The organism is Streptomyces sp. NPDC033216 (assembly GCF_055577115.1).
This window is the reverse complement of record NZ_JBVIQK010000003.1, coordinates 34,948-52,065: the sequence shown is the minus strand read 5'-3', so window position 1 is coordinate 52,065 and position 17,118 is coordinate 34,948. Positions and strand designations below refer to the sequence as shown.

At 73.3% G+C, this 17,118-nt stretch carries 11 protein-coding genes; 7 read left to right on the top strand and 4 right to left on the bottom strand.

Annotation, left to right across the window (positions count from 1 at the left end):
* Positions 1–131: 131 nt before the first annotated feature.
* Positions 132–2,846: an ATP-binding protein gene (locus ACZ5Y0_RS06890; RefSeq protein ID WP_469127566.1), complete on the bottom strand. Its 2,715-nt coding sequence runs from the start codon at positions 2,844–2,846 to the stop codon at positions 132–134.
* A gap of 287 nt (positions 2,847–3,133) precedes the next feature.
* Between ACZ5Y0_RS06890 and ACZ5Y0_RS06885 the strand changes: the two genes are divergently transcribed.
* Positions 3,134–4,105, top strand: coding sequence for a DUF2510 domain-containing protein (locus ACZ5Y0_RS06885; RefSeq protein WP_469127565.1), 972 nt, complete (start codon positions 3,134–3,136; stop codon positions 4,103–4,105).
* A gap of 208 nt (positions 4,106–4,313) precedes the next feature.
* Here the strand turns inward: ACZ5Y0_RS06885 and ACZ5Y0_RS06880 are convergent, their stop codons facing one another.
* Positions 4,314–4,931, bottom strand: a complete 618-nt coding sequence (locus tag ACZ5Y0_RS06880; RefSeq protein WP_469127564.1) for a TetR/AcrR family transcriptional regulator — start codon at positions 4,929–4,931, stop codon at positions 4,314–4,316.
* A gap of 246 nt (positions 4,932–5,177) precedes the next feature.
* Between ACZ5Y0_RS06880 and ACZ5Y0_RS06875 the strand changes: the two genes are divergently transcribed.
* Positions 5,178–5,975, top strand: a complete 798-nt coding sequence (locus ACZ5Y0_RS06875; RefSeq protein ID WP_469127563.1) for a phosphatase PAP2 family protein — start codon at positions 5,178–5,180, stop codon at positions 5,973–5,975.
* Positions 5,972–7,024 carry a DMT family protein gene (locus ACZ5Y0_RS06870; RefSeq protein WP_469127562.1) on the top strand — a complete coding sequence of 351 codons (1,053 nt, stop codon included), beginning with the start codon at positions 5,972–5,974 and terminating at the stop codon, positions 7,022–7,024. The genes ACZ5Y0_RS06875 and ACZ5Y0_RS06870 overlap by 4 nt, the downstream gene beginning before the upstream one ends.
* Positions 7,025–7,030: 6 nt before the next feature.
* On the opposite strand, the gene ACZ5Y0_RS06865 is transcribed toward ACZ5Y0_RS06870, so the two are convergent.
* Together ACZ5Y0_RS06865 and ACZ5Y0_RS06860 are read right to left on the bottom strand one after the other, a co-directional pair.
* Positions 7,031–7,900: an LURP-one-related family protein gene (locus ACZ5Y0_RS06865; RefSeq protein ID WP_469127561.1), complete on the bottom strand. Its 870-nt coding sequence runs from the start codon at positions 7,898–7,900 to the stop codon at positions 7,031–7,033.
* Between the two features lie 81 nt (positions 7,901–7,981).
* The gene (locus ACZ5Y0_RS06860; protein WP_469127560.1) at positions 7,982–10,033 is read right to left on the bottom strand and encodes a phosphocholine-specific phospholipase C; all 2,052 of its coding nucleotides are present in this window, start codon (positions 10,031–10,033) and stop codon (positions 7,982–7,984) included.
* 812 nt (positions 10,034–10,845) lie between these two features.
* Between ACZ5Y0_RS06860 and ACZ5Y0_RS06855 the strand changes: the two genes are divergently transcribed.
* From ACZ5Y0_RS06855 to ACZ5Y0_RS06840, 4 genes are all read left to right on the top strand, one after another.
* Positions 10,846–12,978, top strand: coding sequence for a hypothetical protein (locus ACZ5Y0_RS06855; RefSeq protein WP_469127559.1), 2,133 nt, complete (start codon positions 10,846–10,848; stop codon positions 12,976–12,978).
* 134 nt (positions 12,979–13,112) lie between these two features.
* On the top strand, positions 13,113–14,624 hold the full coding sequence (gene pelF / locus ACZ5Y0_RS06850; RefSeq protein WP_469127558.1) for a GT4 family glycosyltransferase PelF: 1,512 nt from the start codon (positions 13,113–13,115) through the stop codon (positions 14,622–14,624).
* Positions 14,621–16,036 carry a hypothetical protein gene (locus ACZ5Y0_RS06845; protein ID WP_469127557.1) on the top strand — a complete coding sequence of 472 codons (1,416 nt, stop codon included), beginning with the start codon at positions 14,621–14,623 and terminating at the stop codon, positions 16,034–16,036. The genes pelF and ACZ5Y0_RS06845 overlap by 4 nt, the downstream gene beginning before the upstream one ends.
* A 44-nt stretch (positions 16,037–16,080) precedes the next feature.
* Complete coding sequence (locus ACZ5Y0_RS06840; RefSeq protein ID WP_469127556.1) at positions 16,081–17,082, top strand: GDP-mannose 4,6-dehydratase; 1,002 nt, start codon at positions 16,081–16,083, stop codon at positions 17,080–17,082.
* The last annotated feature ends 36 nt before the right edge of the window (positions 17,083–17,118 follow it).

Genomic DNA, 17,118 nt, shown 5'->3' with positions numbered 1-17,118 from the left:
GCCCGCCGCATCCCTGCCGGGCACCAATAGCGGGGCTCGCCGGCGCGGACGTCGCCTCCGCCGGGGCCGACCTCGCCGGGACGCTGCCTCGGTCGCGGTCATGGCCGTGCCCGGCTGGGGCCCTGTCGGCGCTACTTCCGCTTCTGGCCCGGTACCAGCCCGACCGCGGGGGCGCCGAGGGCGTCCAGGGCGGCTTGGGCCTGGGTGACCAGGCCGTCCGCGTGGCAGGAGCGGGCCAGGGTGAGCCCGCGGTGGAGCTCGGAGGCCGAGCGGGAGGCGATGCCGTACTCGACGCGGGCGGCGGCGTGTTCGTACTGGCAGGGCGAGGCTTCGAGGTAGGCGACCGCCTGGGCGGCGAGGCGGACCGCGCGCTGACCGGTCTCCAGGGCGGCGGCACAGCGCAGGGCCTCGCCGATGGCGGTGTCCGTGCCGAAGCGTTCGGCCTGGCGGCGGGCGTCGGAGGCCAGCCGGGCGGCGCGGGCCGGGTCCTCGGTGGCGAGGGCCTTGGCCAGGTCGGCGGCCCACGGAACCATCACCGGGTTGAGGTGGCCGCGGACGGCCGCCGCCTTCTCGGCCTCCTCCAGTTCGTTGATGCCGTCCTGGGTGCGGCCCACGGCCAGCAGCAGCCGGCCGCGCACCGACCGCGGGTCGGGCAGCACGATCGTGGACGGGTAGGGCGGGGCGAAGCCGTACTGCTGGGCGATGTCCCAGGCCTCCTGGACATGGCCGCGGGCGAGCAGCGTGTCGACGAGGTTGCAGACGGCCGACCAGTACAGCGGCAGGCCACGGCCGACGCGTTCGGCGATGCGCAGCGACTCCCGCAGGGACTCCTCGGCCTCCTTCAGCCGGCCCCGGCGGCGCAGTCCGAGTCCGAGGTAGGCGTGGGCCAGGGCGAGGTGGCCGCCGCTCCAGCCGGCGGTGACGTAGGCGCGGAGCGCCTCGTTGAAGAGGGCCTCGGCTCGGTCGAGGCGGTCGGTGTAGGCGTACGAACTGGCGAGCATCATCAGCAGTTCCAGGCCCCACTCGGGGTCGGTCCAGCCGAGGCCGGGTGCGAGGCGGCCGTTGACCAGGGCGCGGTCGCACATTTCGACGACGACTTCCGCGTTCTCCCCGTGGGTCATGGCGTCGAAGCCCCGCAGGATGAGCAGGGCCCGCTCCGCGTTGTCCCGGCCGGTGCAGGTGGCGGCGAGCGCGCTGAGCTTCTCGGAGCGGCCGGGCGAGGTCGTCTCGCCGGCGTGGATGCCCTCCCACATGAACTGCACGGCCTGGAGCCGCATCCGGGCCGGCCCGGCGGTCTGCCGGGCGGCCTCCGCCTCGACGGTGCGGACGGCCTCCTCCAGCTGGTCGTTGTGGGTGAGGGCCTGGGAGAGGCAGTAGACGGCGTCGACCCGTTCGGCGTCGTCGAGGCCGGGCATGGCGAGCGCTGTGCGCAGGTGCTCGATGGTCCTCGCGGGCGCGGTGAGGAGGGTGGCGCAGCCGAGTTCGTAGAGCACGTGCGGGTGCACGTCGGGCGCGGGCGGTTCACGCAGGGCGCGTTCCAGACAGCGGCGGGCCGCGTCCGGGGCGCCGACGGCGAGATGCTCGCGGGCGGCCTCGCGCAGCTGCTCGACGAGTTCCTCGTCGTCGTCCGCGTGGACCTGGAGCAGATGGCGGGAGGCCGCCGCGAGGCCCTTGCCGGCGTCGATGACGACCTGGGCGGCGATGCCGTGCATCGCCTTGCGCAGGCCCTCGGGGATGGAGTCGTAGACGGCGGTGGCGATCAGCGGGTGGACGAACTCCAGGTCGCCGTCGTCGGCGGGTGCGGCCACCGTGTCGGGGGCGGTCAGGATGCGGGCGGTACGCAGCAGTTCGGCGCAGCGCACCGCGACGTCGTGGCGCATGCCGGCGAGCCGGGCCGCCTGGCCGACGGTGATCCCGGCACCGAGGATCGCGGCCGCCATGGCGAACCGGGTGGCGTCGACGCCCAGTTGTTCCAGGCGGGTGACGAGGCCGCCGCCGCGTGCCGAGCGGTTCAGCGGGCGCAGTTCGGTGGCGGAGGACTCGCCGGGTGTCAGGGCCCGGTCCTGGACCTTGGCGAGGAGTTCGACGGTGTCGTAGGGGTTGCCGCCGGTGACGGCCCAGACCTCGCGGCAGAACGGGTCGTCGGCGTGCGCGCCGAGGGTGGCGCGGGTGAGTCCGGCGACCGCCTCCGGGGTCAGGGCGCTCAGGCTGGTGACGGACGGTCCGGCCGCCGCGGCGACCGTGTCGAGGTGCCGGGCGCTGTCGCCCTTGACCTCGGTGGTCCGGCGGGCCACGACGACCAGCACGGACAGGTCGTCGAGACGTTCCACGAAGGCGGCGAGCCAGCGCAGGGTCTCCTGGTCGGCCCAGTGCGCGTCGTCCACCAGCAGCACGAGCGGCCAGTCCCGCCGGGCCAGCCGGGTCACGGCGGCGACGAGGCCGTCGCAGACGCCCTGCGGGTCCGCATTGCCCTCACCCGGTTCCGCGATGCCGAGGGCGGGGCCCGCGATGTCGTACCAGTCGCCCAGGTACTCGCGGGCCTCCTCCGGGTGCAGCGACAGCAGCGCGGGCTGGAGCAGTTGCCGTACCACGTTGAAGGGGACGGACCTCAGGGTCTCCCCGCCGCGCGCCGACCACACCGTGCAGCCACGGGCCTCGGCGATACGCCGTGTCTCGGCCAGCAGTGCCGTCTTGCCGATTCCCGCGTCGCCGCGCAGCAGATGCACCTGTCCCGATGAGGAGCGGTCGGCGCAGAGCCTGTCCACCACCCGCTCGATGGCGGCCACTTCCTCGTCGCGCTCCCACAGGGAGGCCGAGGCCGCCGCCGCCGGCCGTACCTCCGTCATCCCGCTACCTCCCCGAGTCGCCCGAACGACGTACCAGACCTTGAGCGTAGCCGTCCTGCGGTCCGGGCGGAGGACGGTCCGCCCAGCTGTTGCCCCGGCGGGTGACGGGGGGTGCCCCGCGGGGGCCCGCGGGCCTGCGGGAGAAGCCCGGCGACGTCAACGAGAAGGGACTCGCGGCGAATTGACGTCGGTTTCCCGCCAACGGGCACGGAGTGCCGGAGGGACTCCCCGCACAAGGGGGCCGTCCCTCTCATACGGATTTCACCGACGCCTCATACGGTGGGGGCATGACGCAGGTGACTCCCCCCGGGTGGTACCCCGACCCCGGGCAGACAAGTGACGCTCCGCCCACCGAACGATGGTGGGACGGCGGGGCATGGACGGACCGGACCCGTCCCGCGGGCTCGGCCGCCGCGTGGGGTGCGCCGGCGCAGGCCCCGACGGTCGGCGCCTTCCCGGCATATCCGACGCATCCCCACCCCTCCGCCCCGCCCGCCGGCTCGCGGCGCGGGCTGCGCACCGCGACAGCCGTCGCGGCGGCCGTGGCGGTCCTGGCCAGCATCGGGGTCGGCGTGTACGCGCTGGCCAAGGACGGCGGCGGTTCCGACGCACCCGGCACGGCGCAAGGACCCGGCGGCCGGGGCGGGCCTGAGGGTCCCGGCGGCCGGGACCCCTTCGGCGACTCGGGTGGCCGGGGAGACGCCTCGCCGTCCCCCGAGGGGTCGCAGGCGCCGAAGATCAGGAGCGGCGCGGTGACCGACGCGTTCAACGGCATCAGCATCCCGATCCCCGACGGCTGGAGCGGGCAGGAGCTGAGCGTGGGCGCCCAGGTCACGTCCGAGTCCTCCTACCCGTGCCCCGGCGACACGTCGAAGACCTGCGCCGAGGGCGGCGTGTACTCGGCTCCGGCCCAGGTGCCCGGCTCCACCGCCGAGGCGGTCGCCAAGGCGGACATCGAGGCCAACGCGGAGGAGTCCTACGGCGGTACCACGTACGGCGAGATCACCTCCCACCAGGTGCTCGCGTCGAAGGCGGTGACGGTGGCAGGACAGAAGGGCTACCTGGTCCGCTGGAAGGCGGTCACGAGCAAGGGCGCCGACGGCTACGTCGAGTCCCTGGCCTTCCCCGCGCCCGCGGACGCCAAGCGGATGGTGGTCCTGCGCTTCGGCGTCGACGCCGACCAGAAGGTGTCCGTCATCGACGAGATGACCAAGGGCATCAAGGTGGCGACGGGGGGCGGCAGCGGCCGAGGGGTGTGAGCGGGTCCGGATCGGCGTCGGCGGGACCGAGCCGAACGCCGGCCGGTGCCGTGCGGCCCGATCCGGCGCCGGGACACGGACGGCCGGGTGGGGCACCCCTCCGCTCAAGGGGTGCCCCGCCCGGCCGGGGGTGCGCGCCGCCCCCGTCCCCACGGTGCGGCGCGGGCAGGTCACCGTCCGGTCATCCCGCGGACGGCGGCCTGGGTCTTCACGGTCCGAGGCCGAGCGCCGGCAGTACGGCGGCCTCCACGAAGCGCAGCAGATAGTCCTCGTCGGCGTACTCCCCGTCCACCACGGGACGGGCGCGGACGACACCGAAGATCTGGGCCGGGATGTACTCCAGCGCCGGGTGGTCGGCCGCGACCTCGCCGCGCTCGACGCCCCGGCGCAGGATCTCCCGCAGAGCGGTGACCTCGGGTTCGACGATCGCCTCGCGCAGCGCGCAGGCCAGCTCCGCGTCCTGGGTGACGGCGTGCCCGAGGGCCTGGAGGAGCTTGGTGTCGGTCATGGACCACCGGGCGGTTCCCCGCGCGGCCTCGCGCAGGTCGTCGGCGAGTGATCCGGTGTCGACGCCGGCGAGCCGCGACCGGCGGCGGGAGCGCAGGGCCGCCACGACGAACTGCGGTTTGGTCTTCCACTGCCGGTACAGCGTGGATTTGCTGCACCGGGTGCTCGTGGCGACGCCCTCCATCGTGACGGCCTCGTACCCGCACTCGCGGATCTGTTCCAGGACGGCGTCGAAGAACTCCTGCTCGCGCTCGGGCGTGAGTTTGGAGCGGCGCGAGGCGGCTACCGACTCCGGTCCGTCCGCGGCCTGCGACGTCATCGGCGCTTCTCCTCACTGCTGTCCGGCGGCCCGTCGAAGGGGCCCGCTTCCAGTGTGTCCTATCTCAATCGATACGCCAGTGTACCGGTACCCGAGCGTATCGGTACACTGGCGTATCGGTACTGCACCGTATCGATGATGCGCACAGGGCCCACGGGCCCGCGCACCAGCACCACGCGCCCGCAGCACGCCCGTGCACCGCACGCGCACCACCCACACGCACCACGTCAGTGAAGGGGCCGGGGGATGAATGCCCGTACCGAGCCTGAAGAAGCGGAACCGGCCACGCCGGTACGGCCGCCGATAGTCCGGGAGCTGTTGCTCGTAGCCGGTCTCTTCCTCGTCTACAAGTTCGGCCGACAGCTGGCCACGGGCCACACCGCCGAGGCCTTCCGCAACGCGCACCGCGTGTGGGACACGGAACGGTGGCTCCGGCTCCCGGACGAGGACGCGGTGCAATCCCTGCTGCTGCACGGCGACGGCCTGGTCCATGTCGCGAACACCTACTACGCGACCGTCCACTTCCCGGCCACCGCGGCCTTCCTGGTCTGGCTCTACCTGCGCCGGCCCGCGCACTACGTCTGGGCCCGCCGGGTCCTGGCCGCCGTCACCGCCGCCGCCCTGGTGGTCCACCTCACGTTCCCCCTCGCCCCGCCCCGGATGCTCGCGACGACGGGTCTGGTCGACACCGCGCGGGTGTACGGGCCGTCGGTGTACGGGCCCCCGCAGACCGACACGCTGTCGAACCAGTTCGCGGCGATGCCCTCGCTGCACTTCGGCTGGGCCCTGATGGTCGCGGTCGGACTGATCGTCTCCACCCGGTCGCGCCGGCGGTGGCTGTGGCTGCTGCACCCGCTGCTCACCCTGCTGGTGATCGTGGGCACGGCGAACCACTACTGGCTCGACGCCCTCATCGCCTCCGCCCTGCTCGGGGTCGCCCTCGCGGTGATCCACGCGCCGCGGCGCAGGGTGACGACGGCCGGTCGCGGTGCGCCCGCGCCCGTGGCGGCCGGTGGAAAGGTCCTCGTGGGGGCGGTCCGATGAGCGCCGCCCTCGTCGCCGTCGTCCTGTCGCTGTTCTCCGCGGTCGCCTACGCCGCCGCGGCCGTGGCCCAGGAACGGCTGGCCGCCCGTTCCCCCGGCACCGGGGTGGCACGACTGCTGGGCGGCGGCGCCTGGTGGGCTTCGGTGGGACTCAACGCCGGGGCAGCCCTGCTGCACGTCGTGGCCCTCAAGTACGGTCCGCTGACCGTGGTACAGCCGCTCGGCGCGCTCACCCTGGTCGCCGCGGTGCCGCTGGGCGCGCGCATCGCCGGACGCCGGGTCGGAGCGGCGGAGTGGCGGGGCACCGCCCTGACCCTGCTCGGGCTGGCCGCGATCCTGGTCTCGGCGTCCGGTTCGGCCCCCGCCGACGTACTGAGCGGGTCCGAGGCCGTCGCCGTGGCGGGGGTGACGGCGGCGCTGATCGGGCTGCTGGCCCGGCCCGGCGCCCGGCCGGGCCTGCGGCACGCGGGCGCGTCCGGCTTCGCCTCCGGGGTGGCCTCGGCCCTCACTCAGACCGTGACGGTGGCCGCGACCGACCGGTCCGGTCCGCTGCTGAGCGTGCAGGTGATCGGGGTGGCGCTGCTGGTGGCCGCCTTCGCCACGGGCGGGCTGCTGCTGTCGCAGACCGCCTACCGGGGCGGACTGGGCGCCCCGCTGGCGGTGGTGACGCTGGCGAACCCGATGGCCGCCGCGGTGATAGGCCTCAGCCTGCTGGGCGAACGGCTCCAGGGCGGGGCGGCGGGCGTGCTCCTCGCGGTCGCCGGGGCCGGACTCTCCGCGTGGGGCGTGGTGCTGCTGTCCCGGGCGACGCCGCAACCCGCCACGGCACTCCCCACGGAGCCCACCGAGACTCCGACGGTGGTCCATGGCCGCGGATACGGCTTTCGGTTCGACCCGCGGTACGACGGGGAGCACGCCGGGGGCCGCGACGACGAGCACGACGAGCATCCGGTGGCCGCGGTGCTGGCGCTGAAGCCGGGGACGGCGTCGGCCGAGCCCGCGCTGCTGCCCCGGCCGGCCACGGGACCGGGGCACCTCACGTCGCTGTGACCGGCGTCAGCCGAGGCCGCGGGAGTCCTGCTTCAAGGCCGTGTCCACCGTCAGGGCGGTGGCGACGACCAGGCTCAGCAAGGGTTCGGGCAGCTGGTAGTGGATCTGAAGGACGTAGTTGTCCGCCGTGGTGAAGAGGGTCTTGGCCAGGCCTTCCCAGGTCTTGGTGATCCGGGCGACCTCGTTGTCCGCGTGGTCGACGATCGCGAAGTTCCAGGCCCGCCAGTTCTCCGCCTTGATCGCGCCGACCTGCCGGCCGTCCGCGTGGATGGCGAAGTTGATCTTGCCGAAGACGTTCTGCTGGGCGATCTCGCCGACCGGCTGTCCGTCGGGACGCGTCACGACCACACGCGACTTGAGGAACTTGCGCGGGCGGGTGAGCAGCAGCACCGGCTGACCGTAGGCGTCGCGGATCTCCAGCTTGTGCGTCATGAACTGGTCGATGCTGGCGACGAAGCGCAGGATCTTCTTCAGCGCGCTCTGCCCGACCTGCACGACCGAGCCGAGCTGGTTGCCCTGCTGGTCCATGACCTTGTACTCGTTGGTCAGCTCGATCAGCTTGGCCTTCTGGTTGACCACCAGTACCGGCTCGCTGAACAGCGTGCCGCCGCCGGGGCCGCCCGCCGCGACCCCCGCCTGCTGCTGCACCTGGCGCTGCACACGGGGATCGGGCCCGGCGGCCGGCTGGGCGGGCACCTGCGGCGGGAAGGGCTGCGCCGCCACGGACTGCTGGACAGGTGCCTGCTGATGGGCAGGTGCCTGCTGCTCGGCGTGGGTGTGCTCGGTCCACTGGGACCCGTCCCAGTAACGCAGGGTCCGGTCGGCCCCGTGCGGGTCGGGATACCAACCTGAAGGTGTGTTCGAATGCGTGGTCACCGGGGCACACTACCCCGAGCCCACCCGGACCTGACCAGCCCCCACGATGCGGTGTTCACCGGGCTTTTGGCGTCGGCCCGCTCATTCCGTGACGATGGCCGGGTCACTCACGCCGGGGCGCCCGTTCTCGACGTGCCCGGCGAACCGCCGCTGGAAAGACGGGTCCGCGACGGAGGTGACCGTGAGGTCGTACCAGCGGCGGCCGGCGCTCAGGTCGACGGTGCGCTTGAGGACGGCGCCCACCCGCACCCGTACGGACGTGGTGCGCCCGCGGTAGCCGTCCGCCACCTTCAACTCGAGCGCTCCGGAGCCACGGTTGGTGAAGGTCAGCTCCAGGTGGTCGCCCACGTGCCGGGCGACGACCTCGGCTCCCGCGGTCTTCCCCGGCCCCTTGAAGACGCGCAGGAAACCGTTCGGCCCGTGCACGGTGAGGTCGTGGGAACCGCCCGAGTACGCCGGGTTCCAGGTGTCGGAGACCTTCCTGCCGGCCCCGGTGGTGTACGTCCACGGCCCGTCGGCGCGGTTGCCGGAGGTGACCAGGAAGGCGGCGCCGGCCTTGGCACCGGAGGCGAAGGTAAGTGTGAGCTTCCCCGTGGCCGGATCGACCGAAGCGTCCACCGCGGGCGCGTACTCGAGGGGGCGGGTGGGCCGCAGACCGCGCTCCTGCGTGGGCAGGGCCCCCTCGGCCGGCGGGGTGGGCCGGTAGTCGGGGTGGCGCTCGCGGTCCTGTGGCTCGTATCCGCCGGTGTCGGGCAGCGCGACCGGACCGGTGTCCCTGCGGGAGAAGTCGAAGGCGCCGGTCAGGTCGCCGCAGACGGTCCGCCGCCAGGGCGAGATGTTCGGCTCGTGCACCCCGAAGCGGCGCTCCATGAAACGGATGAGCGAGGTGTGGTCGAGGGTTTCGGAGCAGACGTAGCCGCCCTTGCTCCAGGGCGAGACGACGAGCATCGGCACCCGCGGGCCCAGACCGTACGGGCCGGCGACGCGGTCGCCGGCGCCCGGGTACAGGTCCAGGGTCACGTCGACGGTGGACCTGCCCCGCTCCTCGGAAGCGGGCGGGAGCGGCGGCACCACGTGGTCGAAGAAGCCGTCGTTCTCGTCGTAGGTGATGAACAGCGCCGTCCTCGCCCACACCGCCGGGTTGGAGGTGAGCGCGTCCAGGACCTGGGCGATGTACCAGGCGCCGTAGTTGGACGGCCAGTTGGAGTGCTCGGAGAAGGCCTCGGGGGCGACGATCCAGGAGATCTGCGGCAGCTTGCCGGCCTTCACGTCGGCGCGCAGTCGGTCGAAGTAGCCGTCGCCGTTCCTGACGTCCGTGCCGGTGCGGGCCTTGTCGTACAGCGGGTCGCCGGGGGCCGCGTCGCGGTACTTGTTGAAGTAGAGCAGCGAGTTGTCGCCGTAGTTGCCGCGGTAGGCGTCCTGGATCCAACCCCAGGAGCCCCGCGCGTCGAGGCCGTCGCCGATGTCCTGGTAGATCTTCCAGGAGACGCCGGCCTTCTCCAGCCGCTCGGGGTACGTCGTCCAGTCGTAACCCACCTCGTCGTTGCCCATGACGGGGCCGCCGCCCCGGCCGTCGTTGCCCGTGTGCCCCGTCCACATGTAGTAGCGGTTCGGGTCGGTGGAGCCGATGAACGAGCAGTGGTAGGCGTCGCAGACGGTGAACCTGTCGGCGAGCGCGTAGTGGAAGGGGATGTCCTCGCGGGTGAGGTACGCCATCGTCGTCGTGCCCTTCGCGGGCACCCACTTGTCGTACGTGCCGCCGTTGTAGGCCGCCTGGCCGTCGGGCCAGCTGTGCGGCAGACCTTCGAGGAACTGCATGCCGAGGTCGTCGGCGGTCGGGTGGAAGGGCAGGAGGTCCTTGGTGCCGTCCGACTGGTGCCACACCGACTTGCCGTTCGGGAGCGTCACCGGGCGCGGGTCGCCGAAGCCGCGCACACCCCTGAGCTTGCCGAAGTAGTGGTCGAAGGAACGGTTCTCCTGCATCAGGACGACGATGTGCTCGACGTCCTCGATCGTCCCGGTTCGGTGATGGGCCGGCAGGGCCGCGGCACGCTCGATGCTGCTCGACAGCGCGCTGAACGCCGTGGTGGCACCCGCGATCTGGAGGAATCTGCGCCGGTTGACTTCGGACATGGGGAAAGCCTCTCGTGCGGGACGTGTTCGGCGGCCGGTGGCTCGCTGGGGGAGTGCGCGCGCAAGTGAGTGTTCCAAGGGCGCGCAACGGGAGGGAAGGCGCGGATGGCCCCCATGTGAAGGCCGACGGTACGGGGAGTGCGGGGCGGCCACCGTGGTTCGGGCGCGGCTGACGGGGGGGGGACGCACACCCGACGCAGCCGCGGAGCGGGCCGACCGCGCGCCATCCCTGACGACCGGTTCGACCGCGGGGGCAGCGGCGGGCCCGTGTACACGCCCGAGACGCGTGTCCTGTGCGCCTGACGGGCCACCTCCGACGGACCACGTCCGCCGGAGGCCGTCGGACGAGCGCGCCCGACGGGACTCGCGCGCCGAGCCGGACCCGACTGTCCGTCGGAAACTGTCGGACGCGTTCACACTGACCGGAAATCGGTTCGCGACCTGGAAAGCGCCTGTGAACGGGCGCGCACCACGCCAGGGATCAACGGTGCCGAGCGCGGCGGGCCGGACCGGCCCGCCGGAACGCCCTCCGAAGCCCGGACCAGCAGGCTCTCTCCTGGCGCCACCCGGCTTCCCCGGCGGACCGGCCGACGGCCCCAGGCCCTCTTCGGTTCCCGGGGACCTCATTGGCCACCTGCACTTTTCCGTCACGTTTCGCAACACCACCACGAAAGCTACACAGAGACATCACTATGTGACGCGACGGATGCGTCGACGACCGGCTTCTGAGGGGGATGCCGGCGCCGCGCGAGGGGGTGCGTCCGCTCCATGGGAGCCGTGCTCACCCCTGCCCGGGGAGGGGACTTCACCGCATGAAGCGGACCATACGCACCACCGTGCTCACGGTGGGCGCGCTCATCGCCGCCTTCGGCCTGCCGGCCGGCGCGGCGCACGCGGACACCACACCCCGCGTCGATCTGCGGGTGCTGGTGGTGAGCGACGGCGGCCCCGCCACCGGCGCCATCGCGGCCGAACTCGACGCGGCCGGCACGCCGTACACCGAGATCGACCTGACCCGGCCCGGACGGCCCGTGATCGACACCGGCTTCCTGGCCGACACCGTGGACGGCCGGCCGCGTGCCAAGTACCAGGCCGTGGTGCTGCCCAACGACAACCCGTTCCCGGCCGGTTCCACCGAGATGGCGGCCCTCGCGGCCTACGAGCAGACGTACGCGGTGCCCCAGGTCGACGCCTACACCTACGCGCGTCCGGAAGCCGGTCTACAGTATCCGGTGTACGGCGGCTACTCCGGCAGCCTCGACGGCGTGCGGGCGTCGGTGACCACCGCCGGCCGCGCCGGACCCTTCGGCTACCTGGACGGTGCCGTGCGGTTCGATGACAACGACGCGGCCGTCGGGGAAAGTTACGCCTACCTCTCACAGCCCGTCGCGGGCGCCGACTTCACCTCCTACGTCGACGCGCCGATCCCGGGCCGGACGACGCGGGGCTCCCTGGTGGGCGAGTACCGGCACGACGGGCGGCGCGAGCTGGTCGTCACGTTCGTCTACAACCAGTACCAGCAGCAGTATCGGCTACTGGCCCGCGGCATCGTGGAGTGGATGACCGGCGGCGTGCACCTGGGCGCCTCCCGGAACTACTTCGCGGTGCACGTGGACGACGTGCTGGCCGCCGACGACCGCTGGAACACGGCCCTGAACTGCACTCCGGGCGACGTCGACTGCACCGACCCGAACGCCGCCCCGGACCCGATCCGGATGACCCCGGCCGACGTCGACCACGCCGTCTCCTGGCAGCGGGAGCACGCCTTCACCCTCGACTTCGCCTACAACGCCGCGGGCAGCGTCGACCACCGCGAGGACAACCACGGCTCCGACCCCCTCGCCGACGAGCTGATCACCGACCGGAACGCGTTCCGCTGGATCAACCACACGTACACGCACGCCTTCCTGGGCTGTGTGCAGGACACCTCGGTGGTGCCGTGGAAGTGCGCCACCGACCCCGACGGTTCCACCCGGTGGGTGAGCCGCAACGAGATCGCGGACGAGATAGCCGCCAACCGCGCATGGGGATCGGCGGCGGGGCTCCCCATGGAGAACGGCGAGTTGGTCACCGGCGAGCACTCGGGCATGAAGGTCCTGCCGCAACAGCCGATGGACAACCCCAACCTGGCGCCCGCCCTCGACGACAACGACATCACGTGGCTCGGTTCGGACAACTCCCGTGAGAAGGACCAGCGTTCGCTCGGCCCGGCGACCACCGTCCCCCGTCACCCGATGAACGTCTTCTACAACGCGGGCCGCGCCGCCGAGCAGGTCGACGAGTACAACTGGATCTACACGAGCCGCGCCCAGGGCGGCAGCGGCATCTGCGAGGACAACCCGGCCACGACCACCTGCCTCGCCGCCCCGCTGGACCCGGCCACCGGCTACACCGGGCACATCGTGCCGCTGGAGACACGCATCGCCCTCGGGCACGTCCTGTCCAACGACCCCAAGCCGCACTTCATCCACCAGTCGAACCTCGCCGAGGACCGCATCGCCTACCCGGTGCTGAGCAGCGTCCTCGACGGCTACGCGGCCCTGTTCGCGGACGACACCCCGGTGGTGAACCCGCGAATGAGCGAGATCGGCACGGAGCTGGGCCACCGGTCCGCCTGGCGGAGCGCCCTGCGGGCCGGCCGGGTGACGGCCTACCGCGTCGGCGACACGGTCACCGTCGAGGCACCGGCCGGGCTCTCGGTCACCGCGACCCTGCCGGCCGGCTCCACGCTGGACGGCACCGCGTTCGGCGCGCCGTACGCGGGCAAGGTCTCCGGCTGGACGCCCTCCGCCGGCACCCCGATGGCCCTCACCCTGCCGGCCTCCGCCCCGTCCGTCACCGCCCCGGCCACCGACGGCGACGCCGCCCCGGTCACGAGGCCGGCCCCGGACACCCGCGTCCCGGCGGGCCTCACCGCGCCGGTCACCTCCTCCGCACGGCGCTGAACGGCGCACCGCCCCGGTCCCACCGAAGGTCCCGGCCGTCCACCCGCGGCCGGGACCGTCACTGGAGAAACGGTTCCTCGGAGGGGCCGTCCACCGGGCACGACCACCCCACTCCTCGGCCGTGGAGCACCTCGATGCACGATCCCCACGGCGCGCGACGCCCCGGCGCAACGCGCGTCACCCTGCTCACCGAAGGCACCTACCCGCACAGCCATGGCGGCGTGAGCGTCTGGTGCGACCAGCTCGTCCAGGGCATGCCCGACATCGACTTCGACGTCCTCGCCGTCACCGGCACGGGACGCGAACCCCTGGTGTGGGACCTGCCCGCGCACGTCAAGGGGGTGCGGTCCGTCCCCATGTGGGGCGCCCCGCCCGAGGGACGCGTGCCTCGAGGCCGGTCCCGCGGTCGCATCGCCGCCGCCTACGAGCGGTTCCTGACCGCGCTCCTCGATCCGTGCGCGGAGGACGCGTTCGCACCCGCGCTGTACGCCATGGCGGGGGCGGCGGGGGACGGCGGGCTGAGCGCGTTCCTGCGGAGCGACCGGGCGATCGCCCTGCTGTCCTCGGTGTGGAACCGTCCCGGCCTGGCCGTGCGCGAGGCCCGTCCCACCGTCCATGACGCGCTGACCGCGACGGCCCTGCTGGAGCACGCCCTGCGTCCGCTGGCCGTACCGCCGCCGCAGAGCGGGGTCGCGCACGCGGTCAGCGGCGGGCTGGCCGCCCTGCCCGGCCTCGCCGCGCTCGAACGGCACGGCGTGCCGCTGCTGCTGACCGAGCACGGCGTATACCTGCGTGAGCGCTACCTCGGTTACCGCACAGCCCCCTACCGCTGGCCGGTGAAGGCCGTCGTCCTCGGCTTCTTCCGGCTGCTGGCGGAGGAGACGTACCGTCGGGCCGCGCTGATCACGCCCGGAAACCGTTACAACCGGTTGTGGGAAGAGCAGGGCGGCGCCGACCCGGAGTCGATCCGCACGGTCTACAACGGCGTGGACCCCGCCGCGTTCCCGCCGGCCGGCCCCGAGCCGGAGGCGCTCACCCTCAGCTGGGCGGGCCGGGTCGACCCGATCAAGGACCTGGAGACCCTGATCCGGGCCTTCTCCCTGGTGCGCGCCGAATTCCCCGCCGTACGACTGCGGTTGTTCGGCGGGACGCCGCGGGGCGGGGAGGCGTACCGTGAGCGGTGCGAGGCGCTGGCCGCCGAACTGGGGCATGCGGACGCTGTCACCTTCGAGGGCCGCGTCGACGACATCAAGGACGCCTACGCGGCCGGCAACGTGGTGATGCTCTCCAGCATCAGCGAGGGTTTCCCCTTCACGCTGATCGAGGCCATGTCGTGCGGGCGGGCCACCGTCTCCACCGATGTGGGCGGGGTCCGCGAGGCCGTCGGCGACACCGGTCTGGTGGTGCCGCCGCGGGATCCCGCCGCGATGGCGGCCGCCGTGCTGCGACTGCTGGGCGACCCGGCGCGGCGCCGGTCGATGGGCGAGGCGGCGCGGTCGCGGGTGATCGAGCAGTTCACCCTGCGGCAGACCATCGACACCTTCCGCTCCATCTACCGGGAACTGCCCGTCATGAAGCGGGAGTCGGTCACCCCGATCGTCCTGCCCGCTCCCGCGGTCACCGGCACGGGGAGCCTCGCCGGATGAGCGGGCCGATGTCCCTCGAACCCGGCGGCGCCGAACAGGACACGCTGGCCCTGTGGCTGGCGACGCCCCGCCCTGCGCGCCGCCGCCCGCGCTGGGCCCTGGACGACACCACCCTCGCCATCCGGCTGCCCCGGCAGGGCCCCGACGAGGAGGCGGTCAGCGCCCTCGCCGCCGAACTCGCCGACCGCGTCGGTCCCGCCGTCCACCCCTACGAGGTGGCCGCGCTGCTGGAGGCGGAGGGCCTGTCCGCCTCGGTGATCAGGGAGCGGTACGGCCACCCGAACCTCTTCTCGCTCGCCTCGGCGCTCTACGAGAGGGTGCCGCGGACCTTCCCCGAGCCCGCGTCGCCGGCCGACCCCTGGCGCCCGGACACCGTGCGCTGTCTGCTGCGGGGCGTCCTGTTCGCGCTGCCGGGACTCGCCTATCCGCTCACCGCCCCCCTGTGGGACGCCGGCCGCCACACCGCCGTACTGGTCGTGGCGGGACTGATCTCGTGGGGCTGGGGGCAGGCGCTGGGGCACCGGGCTCACCTGCGGATGACGGCCGGGCGGCGCGAAGCCGGCCGTACTCTTCTCGCGGGCGCGCCCCTCGGGGCGGCGATCGCCACGGCGGCCGCCGCGCTGCCCGCCGGGGGCGGACCGGTGACGCTGGTCGCGGCCGGGCAGTCGGTGTATCTGGCGGCGGCCGGCGTGCTGCTGGTGCTGGGCCGGGAGCGGCTGCTGCTGGCCGCGCTCGGTCCGCTGGTCGCCGGGGCCGCCGTACTGCCCCGGTGGGACCTCGCCCCGTCGCTGCGGGTCGGGTTGCCGCTGCTGGCGCTGCTCGCCACGCTCGCCGTGACCGGTCACGCGCTGCGCGCCGCCCTCGCCGTCGCGCCGGCGCCGGCCGCGGCCCGGCCACGCCTGCTGCGGTCGCTGCCGTACGGGCTGTTCGGGCTGGCCGCGGGGGTGCTGGTGCTGTTGGAGGGCCACCAGGAGCCGTACGCGGTGATCGTGCTGACCGTGAGCATGGGACCGGCGGAATGGTTGCTGTACCGCTACCGGGGGCTGTCCGTCGCCGCGCTGCGCGCCACCGCCACGCCCGCCGCCTTCCTGCTGCGCTCGGCCGGCATCCTCGCCCTCTGTCTGCTCGCCTACGTGCTGCCGCTGCTGCCCGCGGCCCTGCTCACCGGCGCCGATCCGGCCGTCCTGCTGCCGCTCGGCGCCGTCCTGTGGACCGCGCTGCTGCTCCAGGCGTTCGGAGCGGCCTGGCCGTCCGCCGCGATCTGTCTCACGGCCGCGGCCGTCGCCTCGGGGGCCACCCTGCTCCACCGGCCACCCGGTCCCGCGGCCCTGGCCCTGTGCTGCGGCGCCGCCGCGCTCTGTCTGGCGGGGTGCGCGCTGCGGCTGCTCGGCCGGCCGGCCCCGCACGCCTGACCTCACCCGCTTCTCGTCCCCCGACAACCGGAAGGAACACCGCGTTGACCTCCGCACCGCTCGCCGCCGTCACCGGAGCCGAGGGTTTCATCGGCTCACATCTCACCGAGGCGCTGGTCGCCTCCGGCCACCGGGTGAGAGCCATGGCCCAGTACAACTCCTTCTCCTCCTACGGCTGGCTGGAGACACTGCGCCCGGACGTCCTGGACCAGGTGGAGATCGTCCTCGGCGACGTCCGCGATCCCGGCTCGGTGCGCGGCCTCCTCGACGGCGCCGACGTGGCCTACCACCTGGCCGCCCTGATCGCGATCCCGTACTCCTACCAGGCGCCGCACAGTTACGTGGACACCAACGTCACCGGCACCCTCAACGTGCTGGAGGCGGTGCGCGCGCTCGGTACGCCCCGGCTGGTGCACACCTCGACCAGCGAGACCTACGGGACCGCGCGGACCGTGCCGATCACCGAGGACCATCCCATCAACACCCAGTCGCCGTACGCCGCCTCCAAGGCGGGCGGGGACCGGCTGGCCGACAGCTACCACGCGAGCTTCGACACCCCTGTGGTGACACTGCGGCCGTTCAACACCTTCGGGCCGCGCCAGTCGATGCGCGCGGTGATCCCCACCGTCATCGGGCAGGTGGCCGCCGGGGAGCGGACGATCACTCTCGGCGACCTGCGCCCCACCCGGGACTTCACGTTCGTCAAGGACACCGCGCAGGCCTTCCTCGCGGTGGGTTCGGCGCCCGCCGAGCACGTCGTGGGCCGCACCTTCAACGCCGGTACCGGTGGCGAGATCTCGGTCGGGGACCTGGTGGCGCTGATCGGGAAGGTGATGGAGACCGCGCTCGACGTGCGCGAGGACCCGGCCCGCATCCGGCCGGCGAACTCCGAGGTGCTGCGGCTGGTCGCCGACGCGAGTCGGCTCGCCGCCGCCACCGGCTGGCAGCCCGCGCACACCCTGGAGGACGGCCTCGCGCACACCGTGGAGTTCTTCCGCGACCCGGGCAACCTGGCCCGCTACAAGACCGGCATCTACAACATCTGACCCGTCCGGCACGTCCCGAGCACACGCATGAAGGAG

What these genes read in the sequence shown, in the direction of transcription:
- ACZ5Y0_RS06875 (WP_469127563.1), top strand. Translation starts at nt 5,178, where the DNA reads ATGAATGCCCGTACCGAGCCTGAAGAAGCGGAACCGGCCACGCCGGTA.
- ACZ5Y0_RS06870 (WP_469127562.1), top strand. Translation starts at nt 5,972, where the DNA reads ATGAGCGCCGCCCTCGTCGCCGTCGTCCTGTCGCTGTTCTCCGCGGTC.
- ACZ5Y0_RS06845 (WP_469127557.1), top strand. Translation starts at nt 14,621, where the DNA reads ATGAGCGGGCCGATGTCCCTCGAACCCGGCGGCGCCGAACAGGACACG.
- ACZ5Y0_RS06890 (WP_469127566.1), bottom strand. Translation starts at nt 2,846, where the DNA reads ATGACGGAGGTACGGCCGGCGGCGGCGGCCTCGGCCTCCCTGTGGGAG.
- pelF (WP_469127558.1), top strand. Translation starts at nt 13,113, where the DNA reads ATGCACGATCCCCACGGCGCGCGACGCCCCGGCGCAACGCGCGTCACC.
- ACZ5Y0_RS06885 (WP_469127565.1), top strand. Translation starts at nt 3,134, where the DNA reads ATGACGCAGGTGACTCCCCCCGGGTGGTACCCCGACCCCGGGCAGACA.
- ACZ5Y0_RS06855 (WP_469127559.1), top strand. Translation starts at nt 10,846, where the DNA reads ATGAAGCGGACCATACGCACCACCGTGCTCACGGTGGGCGCGCTCATC.
- ACZ5Y0_RS06860 (WP_469127560.1), bottom strand. Translation starts at nt 10,033, where the DNA reads ATGTCCGAAGTCAACCGGCGCAGATTCCTCCAGATCGCGGGTGCCACC.
- ACZ5Y0_RS06880 (WP_469127564.1), bottom strand. Translation starts at nt 4,931, where the DNA reads ATGACGTCGCAGGCCGCGGACGGACCGGAGTCGGTAGCCGCCTCGCGC.